This window comes from Alteromonas sp. S005, from assembly GCF_036864475.1.
Lineage (GTDB): Bacteria > Pseudomonadota > Gammaproteobacteria > Enterobacterales > Alteromonadaceae > Alteromonas.
In genome coordinates, this window is the sequence record NZ_JAZETN010000001.1 from 134,782 (window position 1) to 158,364 (window position 23,583).

20 protein-coding genes and 1 tRNA gene are annotated in these 23,583 nt (G+C 44.1%); 7 read left to right on the forward strand and 14 right to left on the reverse strand.

What is annotated here, in order from left to right:
- Positions 1-103 precede the first annotated feature (103 nt).
- Positions 104-1,192, reverse strand: a complete 1,089-nt coding sequence (locus V7R55_RS00520) for a CaiB/BaiF CoA transferase family protein (protein ID WP_334056424.1) — start codon at positions 1,190-1,192, stop codon at positions 104-106.
- A 397-nt stretch (positions 1,193-1,589) separates the two neighbouring features.
- Here V7R55_RS00520 and V7R55_RS00525 point away from each other — a divergent pair, with 397 nt between their 5' ends.
- The 5 genes from V7R55_RS00525 (at position 1,590) to V7R55_RS00545 (ending at position 9,000) form a co-directional block, all read left to right on the forward strand.
- Positions 1,590-2,798: an acetyl-CoA C-acetyltransferase gene (locus tag V7R55_RS00525; RefSeq protein ID WP_334056426.1), complete on the forward strand. Its 1,209-nt coding sequence runs from the start codon at positions 1,590-1,592 to the stop codon at positions 2,796-2,798.
- A 22-nt stretch (positions 2,799-2,820) separates the two neighbouring features.
- On the forward strand, positions 2,821-4,971 hold the full coding sequence (locus V7R55_RS00530; protein ID WP_334056428.1) for a 3-hydroxyacyl-CoA dehydrogenase NAD-binding domain-containing protein: 2,151 nt from the start codon (positions 2,821-2,823) through the stop codon (positions 4,969-4,971).
- A 64-nt stretch (positions 4,972-5,035) separates the two neighbouring features.
- The gene (locus V7R55_RS00535; RefSeq protein WP_334056430.1) at positions 5,036-6,679 is read left to right on the forward strand and encodes an AMP-binding protein; all 1,644 of its coding nucleotides are present in this window, start codon (positions 5,036-5,038) and stop codon (positions 6,677-6,679) included.
- Between the two features lie 79 nt (positions 6,680-6,758).
- Positions 6,759-7,760 carry a helix-turn-helix domain-containing protein gene (locus V7R55_RS00540; RefSeq protein WP_334056432.1) on the forward strand — a complete coding sequence of 334 codons (1,002 nt, stop codon included), beginning with the start codon at positions 6,759-6,761 and terminating at the stop codon, positions 7,758-7,760.
- Positions 7,761-7,857: 97 nt separating this feature from the next.
- Entirely contained in the window at positions 7,858-9,000 is a 1,143-nt protein-coding gene (locus tag V7R55_RS00545) for an acyl-CoA dehydrogenase family protein (RefSeq protein ID WP_071815872.1), read from the forward strand.
- Between the two features lie 168 nt (positions 9,001-9,168).
- On the opposite strand, the gene V7R55_RS00550 is transcribed toward V7R55_RS00545, so the two are convergent.
- Genes V7R55_RS00550 through V7R55_RS00560 form a run of 3 tightly spaced genes read right to left on the reverse strand, consistent with a single transcriptional unit; the run spans position 9,169 to position 12,083 of the window.
- A complete protein-coding gene (locus V7R55_RS00550; RefSeq protein WP_334056435.1) occupies positions 9,169-9,942 on the reverse strand; it encodes an oxidoreductase in 774 nt (257 codons plus the stop codon).
- 10 nt (positions 9,943-9,952) lie between these two features.
- On the reverse strand, positions 9,953-11,290 hold the full coding sequence (locus V7R55_RS00555) for an aldehyde dehydrogenase family protein (RefSeq protein WP_334056437.1): 1,338 nt from the start codon (positions 11,288-11,290) through the stop codon (positions 9,953-9,955).
- Complete coding sequence (locus V7R55_RS00560; RefSeq protein WP_334056439.1) at positions 11,283-12,083, reverse strand: CmcJ/NvfI family oxidoreductase; 801 nt, start codon at positions 12,081-12,083, stop codon at positions 11,283-11,285. Before V7R55_RS00560 ends, V7R55_RS00555 begins: the two co-directional genes overlap by 8 nt.
- A gap of 71 nt (positions 12,084-12,154) precedes the next feature.
- Here V7R55_RS00560 and V7R55_RS00565 point away from each other — a divergent pair, with 71 nt between their 5' ends.
- The gene (locus tag V7R55_RS00565) at positions 12,155-13,072 is read left to right on the forward strand and encodes a LysR family transcriptional regulator (protein WP_334056441.1); all 918 of its coding nucleotides are present in this window, start codon (positions 12,155-12,157) and stop codon (positions 13,070-13,072) included.
- Positions 13,073-13,198: 126 nt separating this feature from the next.
- Here V7R55_RS00565 and V7R55_RS00570 read toward each other — a convergent pair whose 3' ends face one another.
- The 3 genes from V7R55_RS00570 to V7R55_RS00580 are packed head-to-tail and all read right to left on the reverse strand — an operon-like array spanning position 13,199 to position 16,488.
- Positions 13,199-14,308, reverse strand: coding sequence for an ABC transporter permease (locus V7R55_RS00570; protein ID WP_334056443.1), 1,110 nt, complete (start codon positions 14,306-14,308; stop codon positions 13,199-13,201).
- Positions 14,305-15,507 (reverse strand): ABC transporter permease, encoded by a 1,203-nt coding sequence (locus tag V7R55_RS00575; protein ID WP_334056445.1) that lies wholly within the window; start codon positions 15,505-15,507, stop codon positions 14,305-14,307. The genes V7R55_RS00570 and V7R55_RS00575 overlap by 4 nt, the downstream gene beginning before the upstream one ends.
- A gap of 3 nt (positions 15,508-15,510) precedes the next feature.
- Positions 15,511-16,488, reverse strand: a complete 978-nt coding sequence (locus V7R55_RS00580; RefSeq protein WP_334056447.1) for an HlyD family secretion protein — start codon at positions 16,486-16,488, stop codon at positions 15,511-15,513.
- A 603-nt stretch (positions 16,489-17,091) separates the two neighbouring features.
- Here V7R55_RS00580 and V7R55_RS00585 point away from each other — a divergent pair.
- Complete coding sequence (locus V7R55_RS00585) at positions 17,092-17,265, forward strand: hypothetical protein (protein WP_334056449.1); 174 nt, start codon at positions 17,092-17,094, stop codon at positions 17,263-17,265.
- Between the two features lie 60 nt (positions 17,266-17,325).
- Here the strand turns inward: V7R55_RS00585 and V7R55_RS00590 are convergent.
- The 7 genes from V7R55_RS00590 to V7R55_RS00620 all read right to left on the reverse strand — a co-directional run bounded on the left by V7R55_RS00590 (position 17,326) and on the right by V7R55_RS00620 (position 23,566).
- Positions 17,326-17,412: transfer RNA gene (locus tag V7R55_RS00590), tRNA-Leu, on the reverse strand.
- Between the two features lie 161 nt (positions 17,413-17,573).
- Entirely contained in the window at positions 17,574-18,671 is a 1,098-nt protein-coding gene (locus V7R55_RS00595; RefSeq protein ID WP_334056450.1) for a HupE/UreJ family protein, read from the reverse strand.
- 28 nt (positions 18,672-18,699) lie between these two features.
- Positions 18,700-19,770: a hypothetical protein gene (locus tag V7R55_RS00600; RefSeq protein ID WP_334056452.1), complete on the reverse strand. Its 1,071-nt coding sequence runs from the start codon at positions 19,768-19,770 to the stop codon at positions 18,700-18,702.
- 83 nt (positions 19,771-19,853) lie between these two features.
- The gene (locus V7R55_RS00605; RefSeq protein ID WP_334056454.1) at positions 19,854-20,432 is read right to left on the reverse strand and encodes an Ig-like domain-containing protein; all 579 of its coding nucleotides are present in this window, start codon (positions 20,430-20,432) and stop codon (positions 19,854-19,856) included.
- Positions 20,433-20,443: 11 nt separating this feature from the next.
- Positions 20,444-22,036, reverse strand: coding sequence for a DUF4331 domain-containing protein (locus tag V7R55_RS00610; protein ID WP_334056456.1), 1,593 nt, complete (start codon positions 22,034-22,036; stop codon positions 20,444-20,446).
- Between the two features lie 262 nt (positions 22,037-22,298).
- Positions 22,299-23,036 (reverse strand): anti-sigma factor, encoded by a 738-nt coding sequence (locus tag V7R55_RS00615; RefSeq protein ID WP_334056458.1) that lies wholly within the window; start codon positions 23,034-23,036, stop codon positions 22,299-22,301.
- On the reverse strand, positions 23,033-23,566 hold the full coding sequence (locus tag V7R55_RS00620) for an RNA polymerase sigma factor (RefSeq protein ID WP_334056459.1): 534 nt from the start codon (positions 23,564-23,566) through the stop codon (positions 23,033-23,035). The genes V7R55_RS00615 and V7R55_RS00620 overlap by 4 nt, the downstream gene beginning before the upstream one ends.
- Between the last annotated feature and the right edge of the window lie 17 nt (positions 23,567-23,583).

Genomic DNA, 23,583 nt, shown 5'->3' on the forward strand with positions numbered 1-23,583 from the left:
CCATGTAAGTCTAATCGGGTCTGTTATGAGCTTTACGTAAAGCCCACTGACCCGCTTTATTACGTAATCAACCTATCTACTGTAGGTTGCAGCCTCGTGTCTCTTATTTTTCTAATCCCTTCAATATTTCATCGGTATGCTGACCTCGCCTTGGTATTCGCGCGCTTTGTTTATGAGCGCTAGGGCTACCGCCAAATCGTGGTGCGGGCGCTGCCTGCATAAAACCTTCAGAGGTAGACCATATGTTTCTTGCTTTCATATGCGGGTCTTGCTGCGAATGTTCAGGGCTAAGCACGGGAGAAACGCAAGCGTCACTATTTTCAAAAAGCTGTATCCAATGCTGTTGAGCGTGTTCAGCAAATAATATTTCCAGCTTTTCGCCCAGCTTTTTCCAAAGGGTAGAATCTTTTTGCTTACGGAATTCAGGGTCTTGTTCCAACCCTAATTTCATTAAAAAAGTCCTGTAAAATTGTGGCTCAAGGCATTGAACAGACATCCATTGACCATCAGCGCACTGGTAGCAGCGGCTCCAATGTGGGCCATCTAACATACTGTGCCCGCGTGTATCAGAGAATACGCCAAGGCCTTTCATGTACATAATTAGGTTCATCATATGGGCTGAGCCGTCTACGATAGCAGCATCAACAACAGCGCCTTTGCCTGATTTTCCTACTCTGTAGAGAGTTGATAGCACTCCTGCGACAAGATAAAGCGCCCCGCCTGCAATGTCTCCTACTAGCGTGGGCGGCGTGAACGGGGCTTGCTTGGGGGGCGATGCATACCAAAGCGCTCCAGACAATGCAATGTAGTTTAAATCATGGCCCGCTTGCTGGGCGCGAGGCCCGCTTTGTCCCCAGCCGGTCACTCTTCCGTAAACTAATGCAGGATTAATTTCATGAAGATCGACGGGTCCAAGGCCGAGTTTTTCCATAGCACCAGGCCGCAACCCTTCAATAAGTACATCAGCAGTTTTAATTAGTTCGCGAACACACGCTTTGCCTTCGTCTGTTTTTAAGTTCAATAAGACAGACTTCTTTCCTCTATCGAGTAGGCTTTTTTCAGTCATCCCCTCTATGGGAACGTCTTCCCGGTGAACCACTGTTACATTCGCCCCTAGGTCTGCAAGCATCATTGCCGCAAAAGGTCCCGGACCAATCCCTTCGATTTCTATAACTTTTAAGCCATCTAACATGTTTTATCGCCTTCTCTGAAGCTTTTGGTCACATACATTCGGTTGTCGTTCATGTAACAGCACTGCACTTTATTTACCGTTGCCAATCTGTAATTTGTGGCCAAAATTTACTTTGGTTTAACAATCTATGTTTTTACAGCGCAATTATTAATGACCAGAAAGCTCAGTGTGATTGACAAAATCCAACAAGTTACTGCAATACCATTCTTGTTAGGCATGTATTCGAATTATTTGTCACTTTTAGTCAATTTATATGGTGTCTTTAGTCATCGTTTTTTTGCCCATTCTCTCTATAGTTTTAAGCAACATTTTTTTAACAAGGCCGTGGTCTCAGTGAAACGGTAAAGGTTTCACCATGCACTGTGGCGTTGCTGATACAGCAAAGGGGAATGGTGTTATGGCAACACAAGCTTATATTTTTGATGCGGTGAGAACGCCACGCAGTAAGGGAAAGTCTGATGGTTCGCTTCATGAAGTGAAATCTATAGAGCTGGGTGCGGTATTATTACGTGAATTGCAAAAACGCTACGACCTAGATACGTCCTATGTCGACGATGTAATGCTGGGTTGTACCGGCCCCATCAAAGAGCAAGGTGGCGATATTGCCAAGTCAATTGTGCAGTTTGCTGGGTGGGACGAGAGTGTGGCAGGCGTACAAATGGACAGGTTTTGCGCTTCAGGCTTAGAAGCGGTCAATTCCGCGGCTCAAAACATTATGTCGGGTTGGAATCAATTAATCGTAGCTGGTGGTGTGGAGTCTATGTCTAGGGTCCCTATGGGAGCCGCAGGTGCTTCGATGATGTTTGACCCTGAGTTTGTAATGACGCAAAAAACACCACCCCAAGGTATTGGCGCAGACTTAATTGCAACCTTGGGCGGCTGGTCTCGAAATGATGTAGATAACTATGCGCTTCTTTCACAAAAACGCGCAGCTTATGCCCGGGATAATGGGTATTTCGACCGCTCAGTAGTACCTGTGCGAGATACAAACGGCTTAATGATATTAGCTAAAGACGATTTCATTAGGGGCAATGCCACGTTAGACGGACTCGCCAGTTTAAAACCTTCATTTAAAAAAATGGGCGAAATGGGAATGGACGCCACACTATTGTCAAAGTATCCGCATGTAGAGCGAATTGAGCATGTGCACACTCCTGGGAATTCTTCTGGGATTGTAGATGGTGCAAGTGCCGTGCTTATTGGTAGCGAGCAAGCAGGAAAAGATTTGGGGTTATATCCTCGCGCAAGAATTGTTGCCGGAGCGGTTACCTCTACCGAACCTTCTATTATGCTAATCGGGCCAGCGCCTGCTGCAGAAAAATGCTTAAAAATTGCGGGGCTTCGCAAAGAAGATATCGACCTCTGGGAAATTAACGAAGCTTTTGCTTCTGTGGCGCTTAGGTACATGCGTGAATTAGGTATTAGTGAGGAGGTGACCAACGTTAACGGTGGTGCAATTGCCATGGGACATCCGTTAGGTGCGACCGGCGGAATGCTCGTCAGTACCGTGTTAGATGAGTTGGAACGCCGTGGATTAAAACGCGCAATGATTTCACTTTGTGTAGGTGGTGGCATGGGCATTTCCACCATTATCGAAAGACTGTAGCCGAAGGATAATGGAGGAAAGCATGAATACTTTTAAATACCAAAAAGACGATAACGGCATTGTAGTTATTACCATGGACATGAATGGACCGGTAAACGCCATTAATGACGAGTTTTATCGCGAAATGTCGGAAGCACTAGACACTTTGGAAAAAGAAACGGATCTTTCAGGTGTCGTGTTCACTTCAGCTAAAGATGCGTTTTTTGCTGGCGGTGATTTAAATATGCTCATGGCGATGGAGCCAGGAGATGAGCGAAAAATTTTTGATACGGTGGAGGCGAATAAGTCGTTGTTCCGTCGATTAGAGAAGTTACCGGTTCCCGTAGTCGCTGCGATAAACGGTGCGGCGTTAGGAGGTGGTTATGAGCTGTGCTTAGCGAGTAATTATCGAGTTTGTGTAGATAACCCCCGCATTGAAATTGGATTACCTGAAGTGTCGTTGGGGTTATTACCTGGAGCGGGAGGTGTTGTTAGGCTTACAAACCTAATTGGGTTAGAGGCAGCGCTTCCCCTGCTGCTTGAAGGTAAAAAAGTTAGACCGCAACAAGCTTTAAAAACCGGGTTAGTTGATGCCACTGTAAAGAGCAAAGATGAGCTTATTTCACATTGCAAAGCCTGGCTTGTTAACAACAAAGGTAACGGTGAGGTTGCTATTCAGCCTTGGGATAAAAAAGGTTTTAAAATACCCGGCGGAAATATTAACAGGCCATCCATAGCGCAAACTGTAGCAATGGCGCCACATATGCTTCTTAAGAAAACCAGGGGCTTGTTACCCGCGCCAGAAGCGATTTTAGAAACAGCAGTACAAGCGGTTACCGTTAATTTTGATACGGCACTTAGAATAGAGTCCAGAAAATTTGCCTCTTTGCCAGTTACGCCTGAAGCAAAGAATATGATGTCAGCTTTTTTCTTCCAATTGAATCAGATTAATGGTGGTGGAAGCCGCCCTGACGTGAAAACAAAGTTCACATTCAATAAAGTTGGGGTGATTGGTGCTGGCATGATGGGGCAAGGCATTGCTGCAGTGGCGGCAGGTTTAGGTATTCAGGTCGTGTTAAAGGACGTGTCAATTGACGCAGCTGAGAAAGGTAAAGCTTATACAGCCAAAGTTTACGACAAGAAAATAGCAAGAGGCCGAGCAACTGAGCAAGATAAAGAGCAAGCTCTCTCACTTATCATTGCTACTGATAATGATGAAGACTTGAAAGGTTGTGAACTTGTTGTAGAGGCTGTTTTCGAAGATATGTCGCTGAAGCACAAGGTGCTTAAAGGCTCAGAGCAATTTCTAACCGAAGATGGAATTTGGGCTTCTAATACCTCAACACTTCCTATCACTCATCTGGCTGAACCTAGTCACAAGCCTGAAAATTTCATTGGGCTGCATTTCTTCTCTCCCGTCGACAAAATGCCGCTGGTGGAAATAATTTGTGGCGAAAAAACGAGTGACGCTACCCTCGCAAAAGCGTTCGATTTCGTCCAGCAGATAAAGAAAACCCCCATCGTCGTTAATGACAGTGTTGGCTTTTTTACTTCCAGAACCTTTGCTTCGCAATTACAAGAGGCCGCCACTATGGTCAGTGAGGGTATTCATCCAGTCAGAGTTGATAACTTAGGTAAAGCTATTGGGATGCCCGTAGGCCCGCTAACGGTAAATGACGAAGTAAGCTTAACGATTGGTATTAAAGTACGACAATCGCAAGTAGCTGCCGGCTTGATAAAGGCTGAGGATGATCGCTGGCCTAAAGGGAACAAACTCATCGAAAAACTTGTGAGGGAACATAATCGCGGTGGTCGCTATCACGGTGAGGGCGGGTATTTTAATTATGTTGATGGTGACAAGGCAATTTGGCCTCAATTACTTGATATGTATTACGACCCAACCGTCGACATTTCCGATAGTGACATCAAAGACAGGCTTTTGTTTATAAACGTAATAGAAAGCTTGCTGTGTTTGGAGCAGGGAGTGTTGGAATCAGTGGCCGATGCCAATATTGGCAGTATCTTTGGGATAGGTGCGCCCATTTGGACAGGCGGATACATTCAATTTGTTAATAGCTATGGGCTTGAGCGCTTCCAAGCCAGGTGTGAAGAGCTTGCTGAAAAATATGGTGAGCGATTTAAAGCCCCCGCCATTGTAGGAAAGAAAATAGCAGCAGGTGAATTATTTCTTTAGAAATACTTCACCTATTTCTTCGGACAATATCGCTTTACATTTTTAGACTGAAGGGGCGTGTAGCATGAGCCAGTTAAAAACACCGTTAGACTATTTCTATTATTGGGAAGAAAAAACACCTACCGACATATTTCTGAGGCAGTCCTTTGGCAATGGGCAGTGGAGGGAGTACTCATGGTCAGAAGTCGGAGAGAGAGTTAGAAAAATAGCTAGCTTTATCCATTCTCGTAACCTTCCTCCTCAAAGCAAAATAGCGCTTTGGTCAGCAAATTCAGCTGATTGGATCATGGTAGATTTGGCTATCATGCTAAGTGGGCATATCAGCGTGCCCTTATTCCCCAATCAATCAGTTAAGGCCGCTAATCATGTACTAAAAGAATGTGATGTGTCGCTAATGTTTGTTGGTGAGTGTGGGCAAGAGCAAAAGTTTGCAGAATGGAATACGGCAAACGTCACCCTAGTTGGCATGCACGGCTGTTCGATAGCGGTAGACCACAATTTAGCGCAAATTCAGCAGACGTTTGGTCTTGTGTTAAGCAACCCAAAAGCAGAGCTCGATAGTCTAATGACGATAGTGTATTCATCCGGCACAACGAGTATGCCCAAAGGCGTTATACACTTGTATTCTGCGCCGGCAAAGGTAACGCCCTCTATCGCCAAGGAGTTCAAAATTTCACGAGAAGATGGGTATAGAGCCTCACTTTTCTCTTTTTTGCCACTGGCTCATATGGCAGAGCGTGCCCTTGTCGAATTTACGGGCCTTTATAGTAATGCTTGTATTTCATTTTCTGCGGGTCTCGACGATTTTAGTGACGAAATCGTTAGCGTGCAGCCTACATTTTTCTTTGCGGTTCCAAGGCTGTGGGACAAGTTTAAAATGTCGATAGATAGCAAAATTCCCCCTGAGGCACAGGCTGCATTGAGTGAAGAGGATAAGCATAAAATACGATATATGTTGGGCCTCTCTAGAGCTGATATGATCCTGAGCAGTTCAGCGCCGCTGCAGCCAAAAGTCCACCAGTGGTACTTAAATATGGGAATTAAAGTAAGAGAAGTTTACGGAATGACCGAGACTTTTGCGACAGGAACGGGATGCTTTGACGATATACCTGCGTCGGGAACAGTAGGAAAGCCCCTTGGTGATATCGTAGAGGTAAAGCTTTCCGATGAAAACGAAATACTGATGCGATCTGAGGGCATGATGTTTGGCTATTACAGAGCCGAAGAAAAAACGCTGAGCGTGCTTAAAGATGGGTGGTTTCACACGGGAGATTGTGGCACTTATGACGAGAGTGGCAACCTAGTGGTAACCGGGCGTAAAGGAGATGAATTCAAAACAGCCAAAGGAAAATTTATCCATCCGGTGCCGTTAGAAAAATGCTTTAGCGGTGTACCGGAGATAGAGCAATTTATCGTCGTAGGGCAAGGGCTTAATCAACCAATTTTGTTAGCGACACGCTCTGAATCTGCTTGTTTATTAACAAACAGTGAGTTGCGCGATAAGCTGAAGCATTATTTGTCGAAAATAAACACCACACTTGCCCCTTACGAGCGCATTTCGCATATTTTAATTACTCGGGCTGCGTGGACAATTGATAACGGTATGTTAACCCCGACCTTGAAATACCATCGAAAAACCATTGAAAGCTGCTTCAAGCCAGATGCCCTAAAATGTTGTGAAAACAAGGAAGAGGTTGTCTTTGTTTAATATCGAGACCCCTTGTATTACATGTATTCGATACGGTATTGATGGGAACAATGTATGAGAGTGTTCTAACTTTAAGCCAATGAAGAAAAAGCAATCGTTACAAAAAGCAGCCTTACAACATCTGTTTGCCGGCTATGAAAAACATGGGCTCTCGATTAAAGCGTTATTTACCGAGCTGGGTTATGACGCGGAAGATTTTGAAGAAGCCAGTTTTAGGTTGCCGTCAGAAAAGTTGGGAAAACTGGTTCGACTTGCGGCAATCAAACTCAACGATGAAACTATAGGCTTTTTTGAACGGCCCACAAAACTAGGTGGCGTGAAGGTAGGTGTGTTGTATGCGTTACGTGGTAAAACACTGCGAGATGCGTATTTCAGACTATTTAAATATCTAATGCTGTTGCATGACGATTTAGATATAAAACTTGTTGAGAGTGGTGAAGAAGCGAATATTGTTATTAACATAAAGCGAGAAGAGTCGGATGCAGACATGCTGGTTTATATAACGCTTATGTTGTTTGTATTTAGATGGTCGTCTTGGGTAACAAATCATCGAATATCGCTTAATCGCCTGAATTTCAGTGGTAAAAAGTCGACTTACTCACACGATTTAGACTCTGCCTTTCCCTGTCGTCATTACTACGAAAGGCCGCAGACGGAACTAAGTATTTATCGAAGCGACCTAGAATTACCTGTTACTCAAAAAGAAGAAAGTGTTACTCAGTTTATAAATTCCCTTTCCAACTTACTTATTAACCGCATGTCTGACGCTAGTATTACTGCGCAAATTAAACGCATGCTAAGAGAGTGCGACAATTTAGAAAATTTGCCACTCAAAAAAGTGGCTGATGATCTGAATAAAAGCCCGCAAACTGTTCGTCGCTATCTTGCCCAAGAAAATACAAGTTTTGCGGCATTAAAAGAAAGCGTTAGGAAAGATATTGCAACCTACCACCTTACGCAAAAAGACACCTCCATTAAAAATATTGCCTATCTGGTCGGTTTTTCAGAACCCAGTGCCTTTATACGCGCATTTAAGAAATGGACTGGCCTCACTCCTGGGGAATGGCGCGAACGTCAATGATCGTTTTGGTCTATTCTCTGGCGCTTTCGGTCATCGGTAAGCACTAATTAGGTTGTTAACATGTTGTGAAACTTACATTGAACGTTGGAGTAGGACCATGTTACCGAGAACCTTATTTAGTTCTGAGCACGAGATGCTGCGTGATAGTTTTCGAAAATTCTTACAAACTGAAGCCGTTCCACATTACGAAAAATGGGAAAAGATTGGGCAGGTTGATAAGTCAATTTGGAAAGCGGCGGGCGAGCAGGGCTACTTAGCACCGCTCGTTTCTGAGGAGTATGGCGGGCTGGGTCTAGACTTTCTATACAACGTTATCCTTACAGAAGAAATCGGCAGACTTGGACTAAACGGAATAGGTTTCCCATTACACTCTGACATTGTCGTTCCTTATCTATCGAGACTAGGCACTGAAGAGCAAAAACAAAAATACCTTCCCGCATGCGTTTCCGGCGAAATAGTGACTGCTATCGCCATGACAGAACCAGGAACAGGGTCTGACTTACAAGGAATCAAGACCACAGCAAAAAAAGAGGGTGATGATTTTATTATCAACGGAAGCAAAACGTTTATTACGAACGGTCAATTAGCCGACTTAGTTATTGTTGTCGCAGTAACCGACCCAACCGCTGGCGCAAAAGGTTTAAGTTTAATACTTGTTGAGGCAAATACACCTGGCTTTGAGCGAGGTTCAAACTTAGCGAAAATTGGTATGAAGTCTCAGGATACTTCGGAACTGTTTTTCAACGATGTGAGAGTACCTCAATCTAATCTGCTCGGGCCCGAAGGAAGTGGCTTCGCGCAATTAATGGCAGAGTTACCGCAGGAGCGCTTAACAATCGCTGTGCATTGTATGGCAATGTGTGAATCTGTTTTAGCGCAAACCGTTGAGTATGTTAAAGAGCGAAAAGCGTTTGGCCAAAATATAGGGGCATTCCAAAACACTCAGTTCGTTTTAGCAGATTTAGACACTGAAATTGATGCGGCGCGCGCTTTTACAGATCGCTGTATTGAATTACATTTGACGAAAGACCTCACTACAGAACTTGCATCAAAAGCTAAATTATTGGTGACTGAACTACTCGGAAAAGTGGTTGATAAGTGCCTACAGCTTTACGGTGGATACGGTTACATGCTGGAGTACCCCGTTGCAAGGGCATACGCAGACGCGCGCGTTATGCGAATTTATGGCGGTACAAGTGAAATTATGAAACTTATCGTTGCTAGGCAGCTGCTAAAATAGCTACCTAGTACGCTAATCAGCCTTTACCGTTGGCTTGACGGAAACAACCGCTATAGACGGCTTATGCTGTATGTGGTCGACCCTCAAGCCGTTAGCGTTAAGGAAGCCGAGGCATCGTGTTACTCATGATGCCAAGTATACCCTGTTCGTCTACGCTCTAAGTTACCGTCAGATTTCAAACAGCATATCTGTGCGAATAATGTATTTAACGCCCTTCGTTATTGGTGTTGAACTGTGTAAACAGTGCAATGAATGATGTCCATGTGGAAATAAGAGCACACCGCCAGCAGGCGTTCGCACATTTACTTGTGCTTGCCTGTCGCCTCGTTTCGCTGGTTTTCCCGGCTGGTCAGCATTAACCAAAAACTGTGTATCTCCTCCTTCGAAATTGTCGTTAAGCAAAATAAGAAACGTCATTTTGCTATACCTGTCCGAATAGGCGTTATGAATCAACTTGTCTCCTTCCACTTTAGAGCCAGGCCAGTCCCCATCAATATGATATTTGAAATAATCACCCTCTTGATATCGGTAAAACCGAAAGCGAGTATTAATACCCAGCGGTTTCTTACCGTCGAATATGGTAAGGTTTTGCTGAGTCAATGCCTCAATGCGTTGCCATATCAAGCGCTCCGTAGCATCATCTACAACGATAGTTACATTGTCGTTATGCCGAATTTCACGGGGTAGTGACACTGCCGCATCTTTTAAGTAGCCAAGCTCTTCCGACGTTTTCAGTAGTTTTCTACACTCTTGTTCACTAAAAACATTTAGAAGTTGGTAGGCGCCAGGCACATCACTTATTTCACGGCGAACCGTTTGTTGCTGAGTTTGCGCTGATGAACTATCAAGCGCAAAGGCGTTATCTGTATGGGCAGCCCATGTAGGAATAGCTGGGTTTTGTGCGCCAGGTTCACGCGCTATAACGAAAAAGTTGTCTTTCATGATACTTCCCTCATGCACTAATTACTTGTACTTGTGTAAACTGGCGATGCCCTTCAAGTGAACCGTGATAACCAAAGCCGCTTTCTTTCGCGCCCACCCATGGACCATCACCTGCGCCTGGGCCACCGTTAATACCCACCATGCCAGCTTCCATATTTTCTGCTACGTAGGCAGCGTTACTCTCGCCAAAAACGACTGCACCAAGACCAAGGGGAGCGTTGTTCGCACGCATGATGGCTTCATCGATATTGCTAAAACTATCAATAGCGACGACCGGGCCAAACGTTTCTTCTTTTGCCATCAACATCTCATCTGTTAAACCGTCGATAACGGTGGGGTGAATATAAGGGGGGAGGTAATCATCGCTGCCAAGTAAAAAACGCGCGCCTTTTTCTTTCGCGTCTTTTAAATGATGAATTATCTGTTGGTGCTGCTTTTTATTAACGATGGGTCCAATATTTACTCTGGGTTGGTCCCACGGCCCAACGATATATTGCTTTGCAATCTCCACCACGCGTTCTACAAACGTGTTGTGAATACGCTCATCAACGTAGATACGCTCCGTTGATGTACACATTTGACCAGCATTTTCGAAACTACTCGCCACGGCAAAGCGAGCAGCCTTATTGATATCAGCGTCTGCAAGAACGATCATAGGGTCGTTGCCACCTAACTCCATCACAAGTCGATGAAGTTTGTTGGCCGAATTCGCCATAATATGTTTTCCGGCTGCCGCTGAACCAGTAAATGCGACCATATTAATATTGCTGGCAACAAGTGCTTTGCCCACTTCTCCGTCGCCATGAACAACTGACAACACGCCATTAGGTAAAACTTCATTGAGTGTTCTTACGAACATGTCAGCAACCAAGGGAGTGATTTCTGAGGGTTTCAGTACTACGGTATTTCCTGCTACAAGTGCTGGTAGCAGTAAATTATTTGCCATAGCCAAAGGGTAGTTCCACGGCGAAATCACGCCCACCACACCCAGTGGACGGTAGTAGATTTTTGTGCCGCTTGGCTTCTTTACTGGTGCAATAGCTTGCATGATCTCTCGGCAAAGATAAGACGCACTTTGTATGACCCCCATCACCTCATAGGTAGCTCGACGATGATCCTTACCCATTTCTTTAGAAATAAGGTTTACTAACTGCTCTTGAACACGGTTTAGGCGCGAGAATGCTTCAATAATTAGTTGTGCTCGCTGCTCTGATGTTAGCTTGCCCCATGCAATTTGAGCTTGTTTTGCGTCATTTACAGCAGTAACTACATCGTTATTACTTGCGACCTTTACGCTTCCCACTTCCTGTTCATCAAGCGGGTTTCGAGATATTAAAATGTTATTCATTGCTTTCACCACCAAACACGATTGCGCGTATTTCTAGGCTTGTACGCGGTTTTTTAGCTTCATCGTTTAAAACATCCACAGCTGAGTGTGGTACCCCAAACATTCCTTGTTCAAATGTAGAGTCATACACTTTGAACAATAGCCCTTCACCCGGCGTCATTTCCGACTGATAAAACCATTTGTGATTAGGGTTATAAGTGATGGCAGCAAGTTCACCGATACGATCGGGATAGATAAGTTTGAGTCGCTGAAAATCAGTTGGCTGCACGGTAGATATATCGACCATGGCTAGCGGAGATGACTCCACTTTATTTCTTACAGGAAGCCACAGGTTCACCAAGGTATAATCGCGGTTTCGTAAATGCTCTTGACCTTTAGTCTCTTCCATCATGCGGTGATTAGCCGATACATCAGTGTAGTCGTTGTGCACTGTTCTTACCGGGGCTCTATTATGAATAGACTTATCCGCACGGGTTGTCGAGCGATAAGTATGATCAAAAATGATCACGTCATCACTGTTCATTCTGCGCTTTAACATATCGATTACATATGGATATAGTTGCTTTTGTATTGCCTCGTCATCTTCAAACGCTTCAAAGTCGGGTGAAAACGACACAACTTCAAAGCCATTTTTTTCCAGTGCAAACGTGCTTTTTTCAGCGCGCATATCGCTAACACTAATAGTTCGTTTATCTACTGACGATGTAAGTTCTGAAGCGCCAGGGCCCTTATACGTTTGGTCGTAAACCAAAGGGGCGTCGGGTGAAACGTAGTTTACTGAAAACATAATCATATCCTGTTCCTTAGCTTGTGATTTGATCCTACGCCTTTATCCATTACAATAAAATCAAGTGGATAATGTATGTGATACAAGAAAAAATGGTAAGTCAGCTAGACATTAAGCAGTTGCGCACGTTTGTTGCGCTTATAAAAGTGAGAAACTTGTCGAGAGTGGCGGAGCAGTTAGGTGTTTCGCAACAGGCCGTGAGTGAGCATTTAAAAAAAATGCGCAATGTGTTTAATGACAGGCTGTTTGTTCGAAGTGGAAATGGTGTACAGCCCACCGCGCTCGCCGTCGCTTTACAGCCCAAAGTTACGGCTACGCTGGAAGCTTTTGATTCGCTTTTGACACCGGAAACGTTCTCACCTTCAACGACATCGACGACTTTCACGTTGGCATGCACTGACTTCGAGCAAGTGTCACTGCTGCCGAGAGCGCTTGCCGACATTCGACAACTTGCGCCGAAGTTAAAAATAGCGATAAAAAAGTTAGAACTAGATAGCTTGGCGAATGACCTTAAAAACGGTGAAGTAGATCTAGCTATCACAAATCCGTCGTTAGCACCTTCCACTTATCCCAGTGAAACGTTCTATCGCGAACGCTATAAATGTGTTGTGTCATCGCAAAGTAAGCTAAGCAAAAATGAAATGACGGTGGCTCAAATATCAAAAATACCTCAGGTTGTGGTTTCGCCCTCTCGAGGCGATTTCAGTGGGGCTATTCATCATTGGTTTGAAGCGAAAGGCCATCCTAGAGAAGTTTTTATGTCTTTTCCCACTTTCTCTGCAGCTATTGAAACAATACACAGCACCGACTTGTGTGGTTTCGTACCAAGTGCGCTTATACCTAACAGAAAGTTACGTGTTATCGAGTTAAATGAAACGCCGCCAGGATTTGATGTTATCAGCACATGGCATCATCGATTATCAAATGATCCACTTACTCTATGGATAAGAAAGCTGTTGATTAATACTATTGAGGGCCGTTCTACGCCGGGCTAGCAAGTAAAATATCGGATGAAGGATTTATGACCGCGATGGTTATCGAAGTCCCGTCAGCAAAGCACAAATTGAGACTATTGGTAGAAATTACCAAAACTGGCCGGTATTAATAATCTCAACAGCCAGCTACTTTTTCTGTCCGAATTTCATTAGGATTAATGCGAGAATTGTATATCCTACAGCTAGTGCTAGCTCAATGAGAATTTTGTCAGCCACTTCATTGAACCCAGCCCCCATTTGGTCGACTTGCACGAAAGCGGATATAGCCGTTGTCGAAGGAATGAGTAGCGCTATCAATCTAATAGGTTCAGGAATACTTTCCATTGGCCAAGAGATGCCAGATAGAAAAAATAGCGGTAACCCCATAACAACTAAAAAGAATACAACACCTTCTCGTTCTTTAAACACTTGTGAGATTGCAAACCCCAATGCGGTGACAGCAAGCAAAAATGGTATGGCTACACAATAGAGATTTAACCAAGTTCCGAGGCGTGGAATACCATACAAAAACGGCAATAGAATCTGGGTAACAGCAATCCATAGACAGTAGATTGCTATGTACGCAAGAGGAGCCGCCAATAATTCGACCCCTTTAAGAGGCTTGCGACCAGCATGTAAGATCCCAATCCCCATTAAAAATGATTGCTGTACAATCAACACAAATGCCGCAGGTATAACATAAGTAGCGTACCCGCCCGACGGGTTATACAATGCTATTGAAGTGTTCGTAATCGGACTAATCACTGTATTGGCTATTTCTGGATTTATCCCAGATGATGTTAATCGCACATATTCCACATCTGCGCCAATACTGCGTGTTGCTTGAACTACTGCTCCCATCATAGCGTTATAAAGTAAGAAATAACCTGCATCACCGTACGCTGCGACTGGTGATGGCTTACCATCGATTAGGTCCCTTTCGAAATGTGTAGGGATCATCAACACCCCAACAACATCGCGTTCAAAGAACAACGTTTTTGCTTCTAGAAAGTTGTTTACAATAGATACAATTTGAACCTTGTCAGAAGAGTTGACGCGTCTAATAAGCTCGCGACTTGCAGTTGAACCATCTTGATCAACAACGACAATTGGAACATCGCGAGTTACTTCAGATTTATACGGTTGAGGATAAATAACCGCATAGATAATGATCGATACAATCATGGTTGCACGGGCAGCAGGGTCGGTAATCAATCGCCTTATTGACGTAGCCATACTGCTAATCAAGCCTTTCATAAATTTCTCTCCAAAGAACTTGGATCGGATACATCCTTTGTTTTAGCTTGTTTGGTAAGTAGCAATAATGACATTCCACAAAATAGACAAAGCAACAGCAATAGCCAACCTAAAGTAGGCAGTGATACCCATGTTTCTGCGCCACGCACGACTTGATCGGTTCGAAGTTGAAGGTATGGAGTGAGAGGAATGGCGCCTCCCCATACAAAAGAAAAGTCGTTCATCATCATTCTTGGAAAACTAATTCCGGCAAATGCAAAAGCCGGTGCCGTCAGAATTCCTACCAGTCCAAGGCTACCAAGCGTGTCTTTAGCTAAAAGTGCTAAAAAGGTACCTAGTGATAAGCAAGAAAATACAAACAGCACAGTGTATCCCACATGCAAAAGTAAACTTCCTTTAAAAGGAATTTCAAAAAATACAAATAAAATTGAATCGGCTAAAAGCAATGTTGTTAAATAAGCCAGTGCATATGGCGCGAGCTTTCCTAGCATTGACTTAATTGGAGTTTGCCCTAAGCGCACCAATCTCGACATATGTCCCTTGCTATGACGATCACGAGCAAATGCCATTACAGCACTGGCACAAATAAAGATTTGCAATACTGCTGGCATAACAGCAGATAAAAGAAACTGGGTATAGTCAAGTGCAGGGTTGAAAAGAGGACTGCGCTGCAATGGAATTGTGTTTTTTGCTGCCATAGCTTCGTAAGCAATTTGCCCTTTAGACTTGCGAACTTGAATTGAAACACCTACCGAAAATGTACCAACAGCAGCATTTGCAGCGCGTGAAACAATGCCGCCTATAGTAAGCACTTGATTGTTGTAAAATGTTACAATCTCTGGTCGTTGCCCAGATAGTAAATCGCGTTCTGTATGATTGGGAATGAGAACAACGCCATAGACTTGTCCTTTAGATATTGCCCTTTTAGCCTCGGTTAAATTTGATAAACGAGCAACTATCTCCAGTTCAGGGGTCTCATCAACCATTCTAGATATTTGTCTTGAAACATTGCTATCGTCTTGATCAACAATCGCTACTGGGAGAGCTGTTGGCAAACCCTCATAAAAAATCGAGCACAGCAGCGCGAACAATAAAAGAGGGTAGGGCAGCAACATGAACGCCAATCTTGGTCGCTTCTTTATTTGGCGAAGTTCACGACGAAAAATACGCCAGAAACCCGGTTCGAGGTGACCAAACATAGCTTAGTCCCGTTCTAAGTTGATCAATGCACTCATTCCGGGTCTTAGCTGAGGATCGCTTTCTAAAGGCGTTAGTCGAATTGAAAACGTTCTTAAGTCGAAATCACCAGTAGCTTTGGTTGCTCGCCAATTTGCATAACTACCAAGTGCATTAATAGCTGTAACTTTTGCTTTAAACGTTTTATCCCTCAATGCTGGAACCCGAACATTCAACTGATCGTCAACCTTCAAACCACTTAAATAATCTTCTCTAATATGGAATGTAAACCAGGCATTATTAACGTCGACTACTGAAATGAGTGGCGATCCTGCTGAGAAATTTTTCCCCAATTCAGCCATTCGAGCAGTTACTTCACCGTCAATCGGCGATTCAATTGTTAATTCAGCAATATCTGCTTCAATTTGTTTCACAGTAGCTACTGCTTGCTCAACTTGAGCCTGTGCTACGGCTTTTTGTTCTTTACTACTTCCATTCTCGGCTAGCAATAAGTTGGCCTCAGCAGCTTCTTTAGTCCTTAAAGCTGAGTCGAGTGAATTAGATGCTTCATCGAGATTTTGAGCAGAGGTAATTGCTGAGTCACGCAGGTTGGCAACTCGGTCGTAAACTTTTTGGGCAAGCAATACATCTGTATTGGCCTTTTCCAATTGAGCCTTTCTTGCAGCTATTGTCTCAGGGCGAGTTGAATAAGTTAAATCTCTATTGGCTTCTGCGACGCTTAGTGCCGCTTTCGCAGCAGAGAGAGCAGAGGAAAGCTGTGGGCTTTCTAAGCGCACCACAACTTGAGCTTTTTCAACTTTGTCACCAAAATCAACAAGTACTTCGGAGACTCTTCCAGAAACGCGGGGAGTGAGATCTATCCTAGTTGCCTCAACTTCTCCTTGAATCAGTAGGGTGTCTGAATTTGTCATGGTTTTTATAGCAAAGCCAACCACAGCTGCTGCAATAATCACACTAATTGCTATTAATTTACGCGTTGGCATTGACTCTTCCCCTTCACGGACAACTCATTAAATCTAGGTATAAATGCATTAATTCAGAATATGCAGAAATTACTATTTCTACCTTAGAAGACCTTATGAGCGAGCCTAAAGGCGGTACTTTCCACCTTGATGAACCGAGGGGCATTCTTCGCGAGAAAAGCCTACCAAAACAATGAAATGAGTTATGGTAATGTTGTCGGATAAAATAACTTTGATTAGTGAATCGTCATTAGGTGAGTAACGCCTAAACTACACTAGTCATATAAGCTCAAGTCTTTTTCATTCTTCTAAGCAGTGTGAAAGACAGTAGACAATATAAATATATAGTTTAAAGTCCTTGTGGTTTATTTTAGTTACCTGTAAAACTATTTCAATTAGTTTACTTTTAGTGACTTAGTGTCATGAATGGATCCAATTTGGATTTTCTAGGTATTTAACTGCTTGATAGCTATCCATTTCAAAGAGAAGAAATACTTCAACGATTTACCGTAGAATTTAAATCGCAAGCCATAAATTAAGTTGCATACCACGAACTCTCGCACGTACATGATTCGTCTAAATCGATTTGAGGAGCTTTATTTATAAGAGACTGGTCGCCATGCGATGGACCGACACTCGGCCGCCACGCTTGCGTGGCGATTTGCTGAAATTAAGACACAAAAAAACCGACTCAAAGGTCGGTTTCTGTATCTGCTTCTAAAAGAAGAGATGGTACCAGTGGGCGGGCTTGATGGGACCGACCTTCGGCCGACACGCTTGCGTGGCGATTTGCTGTAATTCAGGCACAAAAAAACCGACTCAAAGGTCGGTTTCAGTATCTACTTCTAAAAGAAGAGATGGTACCAGTGGGCGGACTTGAACCGCCACGCTATCGCTAGCAGCGGATTTTGAATCCGCCATGTCTACCAATTCCATCACACTGGCATTGTGTATAGATATCAACGTGGTGTTGATGCTTGGCATTATAGCGATGCGGCGCGCCTATACAACAACTTTTTACGCTTTTTATGATTAAGTGCCGAAAGATTGTCCAAAAGCACGTACAGTCAAATCTATTTCTTTATTAATCAACAATGCAATGACGTTTACCACCGTTGCAGTGTCCAATTAAGTGCTATAACCGCAATAATAGAAGACGCAATTGGCATAATGGCTTTCGAATATAACCTTACGTTTCTAAGTAGAATTAGGATGGGTAGTAGCAGCGCAACTATGGCAAGTTGACCTATTTCTACGCCTAAATTAAATGCAAGCACGTTCATCACCAAACTGCCTGACTGAGCATTGAGATCGCCAAACACGCTTGCGAATCCCATCCCGTGAAGTAGGCCGAATCCAAAAGTAACAAATCCCAAGCGCATGATGACGGGGTACACGTTATTTAGCGCAGTAATGGCCACCGAAATCGCAATGCCTAGCTCAACAATACGACTATTGAGCGTTATAAAATCAAGAGCTGTAAGGGTCAACGTAATTGAGTGCGCTAAAGTAAAGGTGCTTACTAAAATCACCGTGCTTTTTACAATCCGTTTAATACTTTTTTCTTTTACCCAACGTTTACTTTTCCTAAGTAAATTTACGGTCAGTAATGTGGCGACTAAAAACAGTATGTGATCTAACCCAATAAAGATGTGCCAGATACCCTGATAAACCATTTCGCTAAATTGCGATATCCAGTGACTATTTTTAGGAGATACAGATAGGAAGGTTTGCTCACTATCTAGTACATGCACACTTGTTTGTTCATTAAGGGTGATGGAAGTAAGCAATTTATGTGTAGGAAAATCGCTCACTAAACCTGAGTAACGTACAGACACTTCGTTTAAAAAAGCGCAATTCACCGAAAGTGGATATACCAATAATGACTCAGCAGATATGTCACGTATGGATGGTGGTGCAAGACTTACTGTACATCGTGTTTCGCTACCACGAATTATCAGGTGATTTTGAATGTAATCATTCGCTAGATTATGGTTTCTTCTAACTTCACCCCATGTCAGATTGCCGTCATTATTGGTATCGAGCCCGGCAGCTTGCCCTATGTCTTTCGGTTTTAGCAAAAGCTCGCCTGAAAGTGTTTCGCCAGAATCATTTTTAAGGGTTAAATAACCGTTGCTTAGCTCGTGAGAAAGGGCTGTAAAACTGAAAGCCGCTATTATGAAAAATACAATAAATCTTATCATGGTTCGTTCGCTGAAAAGTTTGGAAGGCCTAAGCATTGGTTGATTCACCATTAGCTTTGCGGGCACGCTCTAGAAGCTTTTTGTCACTTAATGCTTGGGCGTACTGCCAATTAATCTCAGCAAATTTGAGGGCCAGCGGGGAATTTTGTTCTATCTCTAAAAAGTACATGGCAACTTGTGCCGCGTGCGAGCTATCCTCCCGCCACACTCTAATTTCCATATTTTTTGACAGTTGAGATTGCACCGTTGAGGACGTGACACCCTGTGCACGTTCTGCGATAGCCCATTTCAAAAGCAAGCCGTCATCTGCTTTTTTGATGTCGGGTACATTGCGGGCGAGCGTGGTGGTAACAGCCTCATAATTTTTTAATTGAAAATTAGCGTCTGACCATACTAACAACGCACTTATCGGAAGTTTTTCAAACTCTGTTTGTGATAGATACTCAAGCGCTGCTTCAGGGTAGCCAAGCTGCAGTGACATATCCGCAAGTACTTCGTAAAACCACTGGCGCTCAGAAGGCCGAGCATTACTGGTATAAGTTTCAAAGGCCTTGAGTTTTTGAAGCAACTTCACCTGAGGGTTCTGGGGAAATTCAGCGTTTACCATGCAAGTAAAGGCAATCAGAAAACTCGTTTTCCCTACCAGTCTCTCGCAGTTTTCCTTTGCGTTTTTAACGTCGCCTTGTTGCGTGGCGATGTCAGCCATAAGTAAGTAAGCGGCCGGCGAGTGAAAGTGGGAGATTTGTTTTAAATGTTGCTTGGCTTCTTCGAACCTATGAGTGCCTTGTAATAAGCGAGCCTCTAAGATTACTAGGCGTTCTTGTTGCCCAGTATTTAACGATGTGAAGTTTGCTCGCATAGAGTTGGCGAAGCGAGCCACCCGCTCTCTTTCGTTTCCTTTTGCGAAAATATAGCGACTTGATGAAAGCACTTTTTCTGCTTCATTCAAGCTTGTTATTGATAACTGTTCAGGCTCCCAGCTTGCTATGACAGTATTGATATCAGGGATTTGTTGTTGAGCGTATATTGAAAAAGTCGAAAGGGTAAGTGATGTACTCGCTAAAAAGAACTTCAGAGCAGAGTACTTTACAAAGTTCATTGCTACTTCCTTAAAAAAAGCCGTCCCTGGCTTTACGGTTGACACTGGTTATGTACTAACAAGTCTCTGTCATTTGATGTTTATTATTGGTCTATTAACAAGTCATCAAATGTAGAGTCGTCAGCATCTTGAGTGAACTCTCGTCCATTAATTGGTAACGGTTCATCCGTTGGCGCTTGATTGAAGGCGTCGCGGGTATAGCTAGAGAACGATACCTGCTGTGCCTCAATCGTAACGCTAATGGTGGCCGTAACCTCTGGGTTGACACCGTCAGAAACAGTAAAAGTAAAGCTATCGCTTCCTGTTACCTGAGCGTTAGGTGTGTAGGTAAAGCTGCCATCAGTATTAACTTCTGCATTACCTAACGTACCATTTTCATCAAGCCCGAACGTAAGCGCATCACCATCGGCATCGGTAGCTGACAAGGTGCCATCAATCGCAATATCCGCTTGCGTCGTCAACATTTCATCAACGGCTACCGGTGCAGCATTTTCTTCTGGGGCTTGATAGTCATTATCGTCGTCACTATCGAAACAACCTGAAAGTGCTAACACCAACCCTGAAGCAATCCACATACGGTGCTGTTGACGTTTCACTGACGTTTGCTTTTTAGGCGCAGTGGTATCACTGCGCTTATTTAATAACCTAATCTTCGTAGACATGATGGGTCTCCTTATTCAGAGCCAGCAAGTGGTGTTTTTAGGTACGGAAATGATGAATCAATCATGCTTGCATCTACAGGCGCGCCGTCAGTGAATGGTACATTACCTACACTCGCGTCCTCTGGAGTACAAAGGCCAAGGTCTGTATCTTCACCCGCAACTGGAATGGGGTAGCACAAACGGCCCATCACTACGCGAAGGGCAATATCAACCACATCATCACCAGGGCGGCGACCGTTAGGGAAACCCGCTAAGTCATCGCCTGCCACACCAAAAGCTGACTGCGATTCTGCTGGTGTTGCTGGGATCCCAGTATTTAGGCGCAGCATTTCAGACGCTGTAACCGTTGCTTGCTGGTTAACGCCTGGGAAACCAGTAAGGAAGGCTGTCACCAAGTCCATACGCGGGAAATTAGTCGGCGCTAGGGTCTCAATATCCGTACCCAGTGTAGTATTCACTGCATCTTTAAACAGAATGTTTAGTAGTTCTGGCAAAGAAGGGTGGGTTACATAATCAGCGAATTGACCGTCTGCACTTGGATGAGAACTAGAGAATTTGTCTTTATCGCCAATACCGATAACAAGCTCGTTAACTAGCGGGCTACCTAAACGAGATACTTGCGTCATTGCACCGCCGTTAGTTTCAGGTTTAGCAAAGGTGGCATCTGGGTTAAGAATGCGAGCCTGAGGTAAACTTGCCGTCGTCCAGCTACCAATTACGCCATTGCCTTCACCCGTAACGCACGCCTTGGGTACTTCAATAGATAGGGCAGTGACGTTTTTGTCGACTAAGTCATCATTCATCGCGCTTTGCGTAATGCCGCCAGGGAAGCCCTCGCCATCCCCTGCACCCGGTGCGCTGTCGCCTTCGACAGGTACATAGTTTACTAGGTCAAATGTTTTGCCTAGGTTAACAACGAAGGGGTCTTTTCGCTGGCCAACAAATACTTTGGCCATATCATCGCAGCCAGGGATGCTAAATGAGTAAATGAAGCTTTCAGCATAACGCGCGTATTCTGTTTCACTGGTAAAAGTTTTATTACCAATGTAATCAAGGGGCTTTTTGAACATATCGCCCATTGCCGGGGTAAGCGTAGTGCGCGTGCCCGTTTGCATGTCGCCACTTACCATAGTAAGGCTGTACATTTCAGAGAAGTTTGCTGCGCTTGAATCATCTGCGCTAATTCCGCCTACATTTTTAAGCGGCACTTTCACCATTTTTTGCTCGCCTTCAGGGCCAATTGGCAAAGCAATGCCTTCGTTATCGGCAGCAAGCATATTGTTAAATTGGAAAACAAAGCTTAAGTCTTCAACCGCGTCGCCGTCGCTGTCGATATGAATGGCATAGTGCGCGTTCGGATCCATTGCAAAGTAGTTAGGGCCACCGTACGCATCCTGCAATGGAATGTAGTTTGCGATGAAAGTCACATAGTCTTCTCGGCCTTCTTCATAACTGTTAAAAGCGTAAAAGTCTGTGCTATCTAAGGCTGGGTGGCGAGTAATGTTCGGTGCTTCTCGGTGGCTTGATGCGATTGCGCCTGCGGTTAAGGCTGCACATGTCACGGCAATTGCCAGTGACAAAGTTTTGCGTTTGAATTGGATCATGTCGAGTCTCTCTGTTTTTTATGAGTTCATAAGTTAAACGACTGAGAATTCTTGTTGGATGCAAAAGTTTTTAAAAAAATTAAAATAATTTTTTAGTTAAGTGTAAAAACAGGTAGAGGTGGAAAAGGAATAACGAAAAAGCGTTAGCAGTTAGAAGAGCAAGAGAGCCCTGAGAGACTACTGGTGAAAACTAAGAAAGCAGCGATAGAAAAATAAAAGGCCACAGATTGTGGCCTTTTGACAGAAAATTTAGCGTTTAAAACTACACAGACACAATGGGGGCTATGTAAAGTACTTCGGTCGGTGCACCCGTTACCGAGCCACCAGGCGCTTCTAAACTCACTGCCAAAGCCATGATGCTTTGGTCAAGCAATATATCCGGTGTTGCTCTTGTATCGCCGTTGGCTTCTGGCATTAAACCGAGAGAGATGGGTGCTTCGCCATTAGCGGGTACCATCCAAAGCTCGTAATCCTTATCGGCTAAGGCCACAAATACATCGGTTACCTTTACATCCATGGTTGTATCAGAAACCTCAATTACCCACAACGGCGCATTGTCAGCATTGTTAACGACGGCGATACGCGAAACGTCTGGCGCAGGCACAGGTTGCATAACAAAGAGTAATACGGCTAACACCATTGCAGCAGCAGTGGATATGAATGACAAGCTCTTCCAGCGTTTCTGTTTCTCATGTTCAAAATCGACGATATTTCCGCGAGCTGGCGCAGTATCGGTAACATTATTTGCGAATGCAGTATCGTTGGCCGCCTTGTGACCTAGTTTTACTTGAATATTTTCCCATACGTCCTCGGGCGGTGCTACTGGAGGCAAGGTTTCTGCAAACCCCGTTAGGTATTGCTCCCACTGGGCGGTTGCGTCGCTCACAGCTTGGTACTGCATCATTAACTTTTGATAGCGGGTACGTGCTTTGCCTCGAAGCGTTCCAACAACATACTCGGCAGCAAGTGCGTTTAAGCGCTCTTCTTTTAAATAATTCATAGTGATAGGCACCTCTGCAAACTTTGCAAGCCTCGTCTTATCCAGCTTTTTATGGTTCCAAGTGGTGATGCCAAATGAGTAACAACCTCTTGATGCGACATACCGTTGACATAGGCAAGATGAATAGCTTGGCGCTGAGGTCCGTCTAACTCATCTAAGCACGCGGCCAATTTTGCCTGTTCGGCCCCTAGTTTTATCGTTTGGGGGCTTTCTTCCCCTGCTGGCGCGTCATCGTTTAGTTCTACTTCATTTCGTACATTGTGGTAGCGAATCAAATCGAGTGCGCGATAGCGAGCTATGCTTACCATCCAAGTAAGGACGGTGCCTTTCCCTCTTTGATAGTTGCCGGCGTTATGCCAAATTTTTATGTAAGCATCTTGGGTGGCTTCGTCAGCAAGCTCAGGTCGTTTTAAAAGTTTTAAAGCAACGGCGTAGAGCTGACCACTTGTTAGTTCGTAAAGCTTTGCGAAAGCTTCTTTATTTCCCTCTGCTGTTTTACACAGCAGAGGGAACAGGGTTTCATGTTCCATAGATGCTCCTACATCTT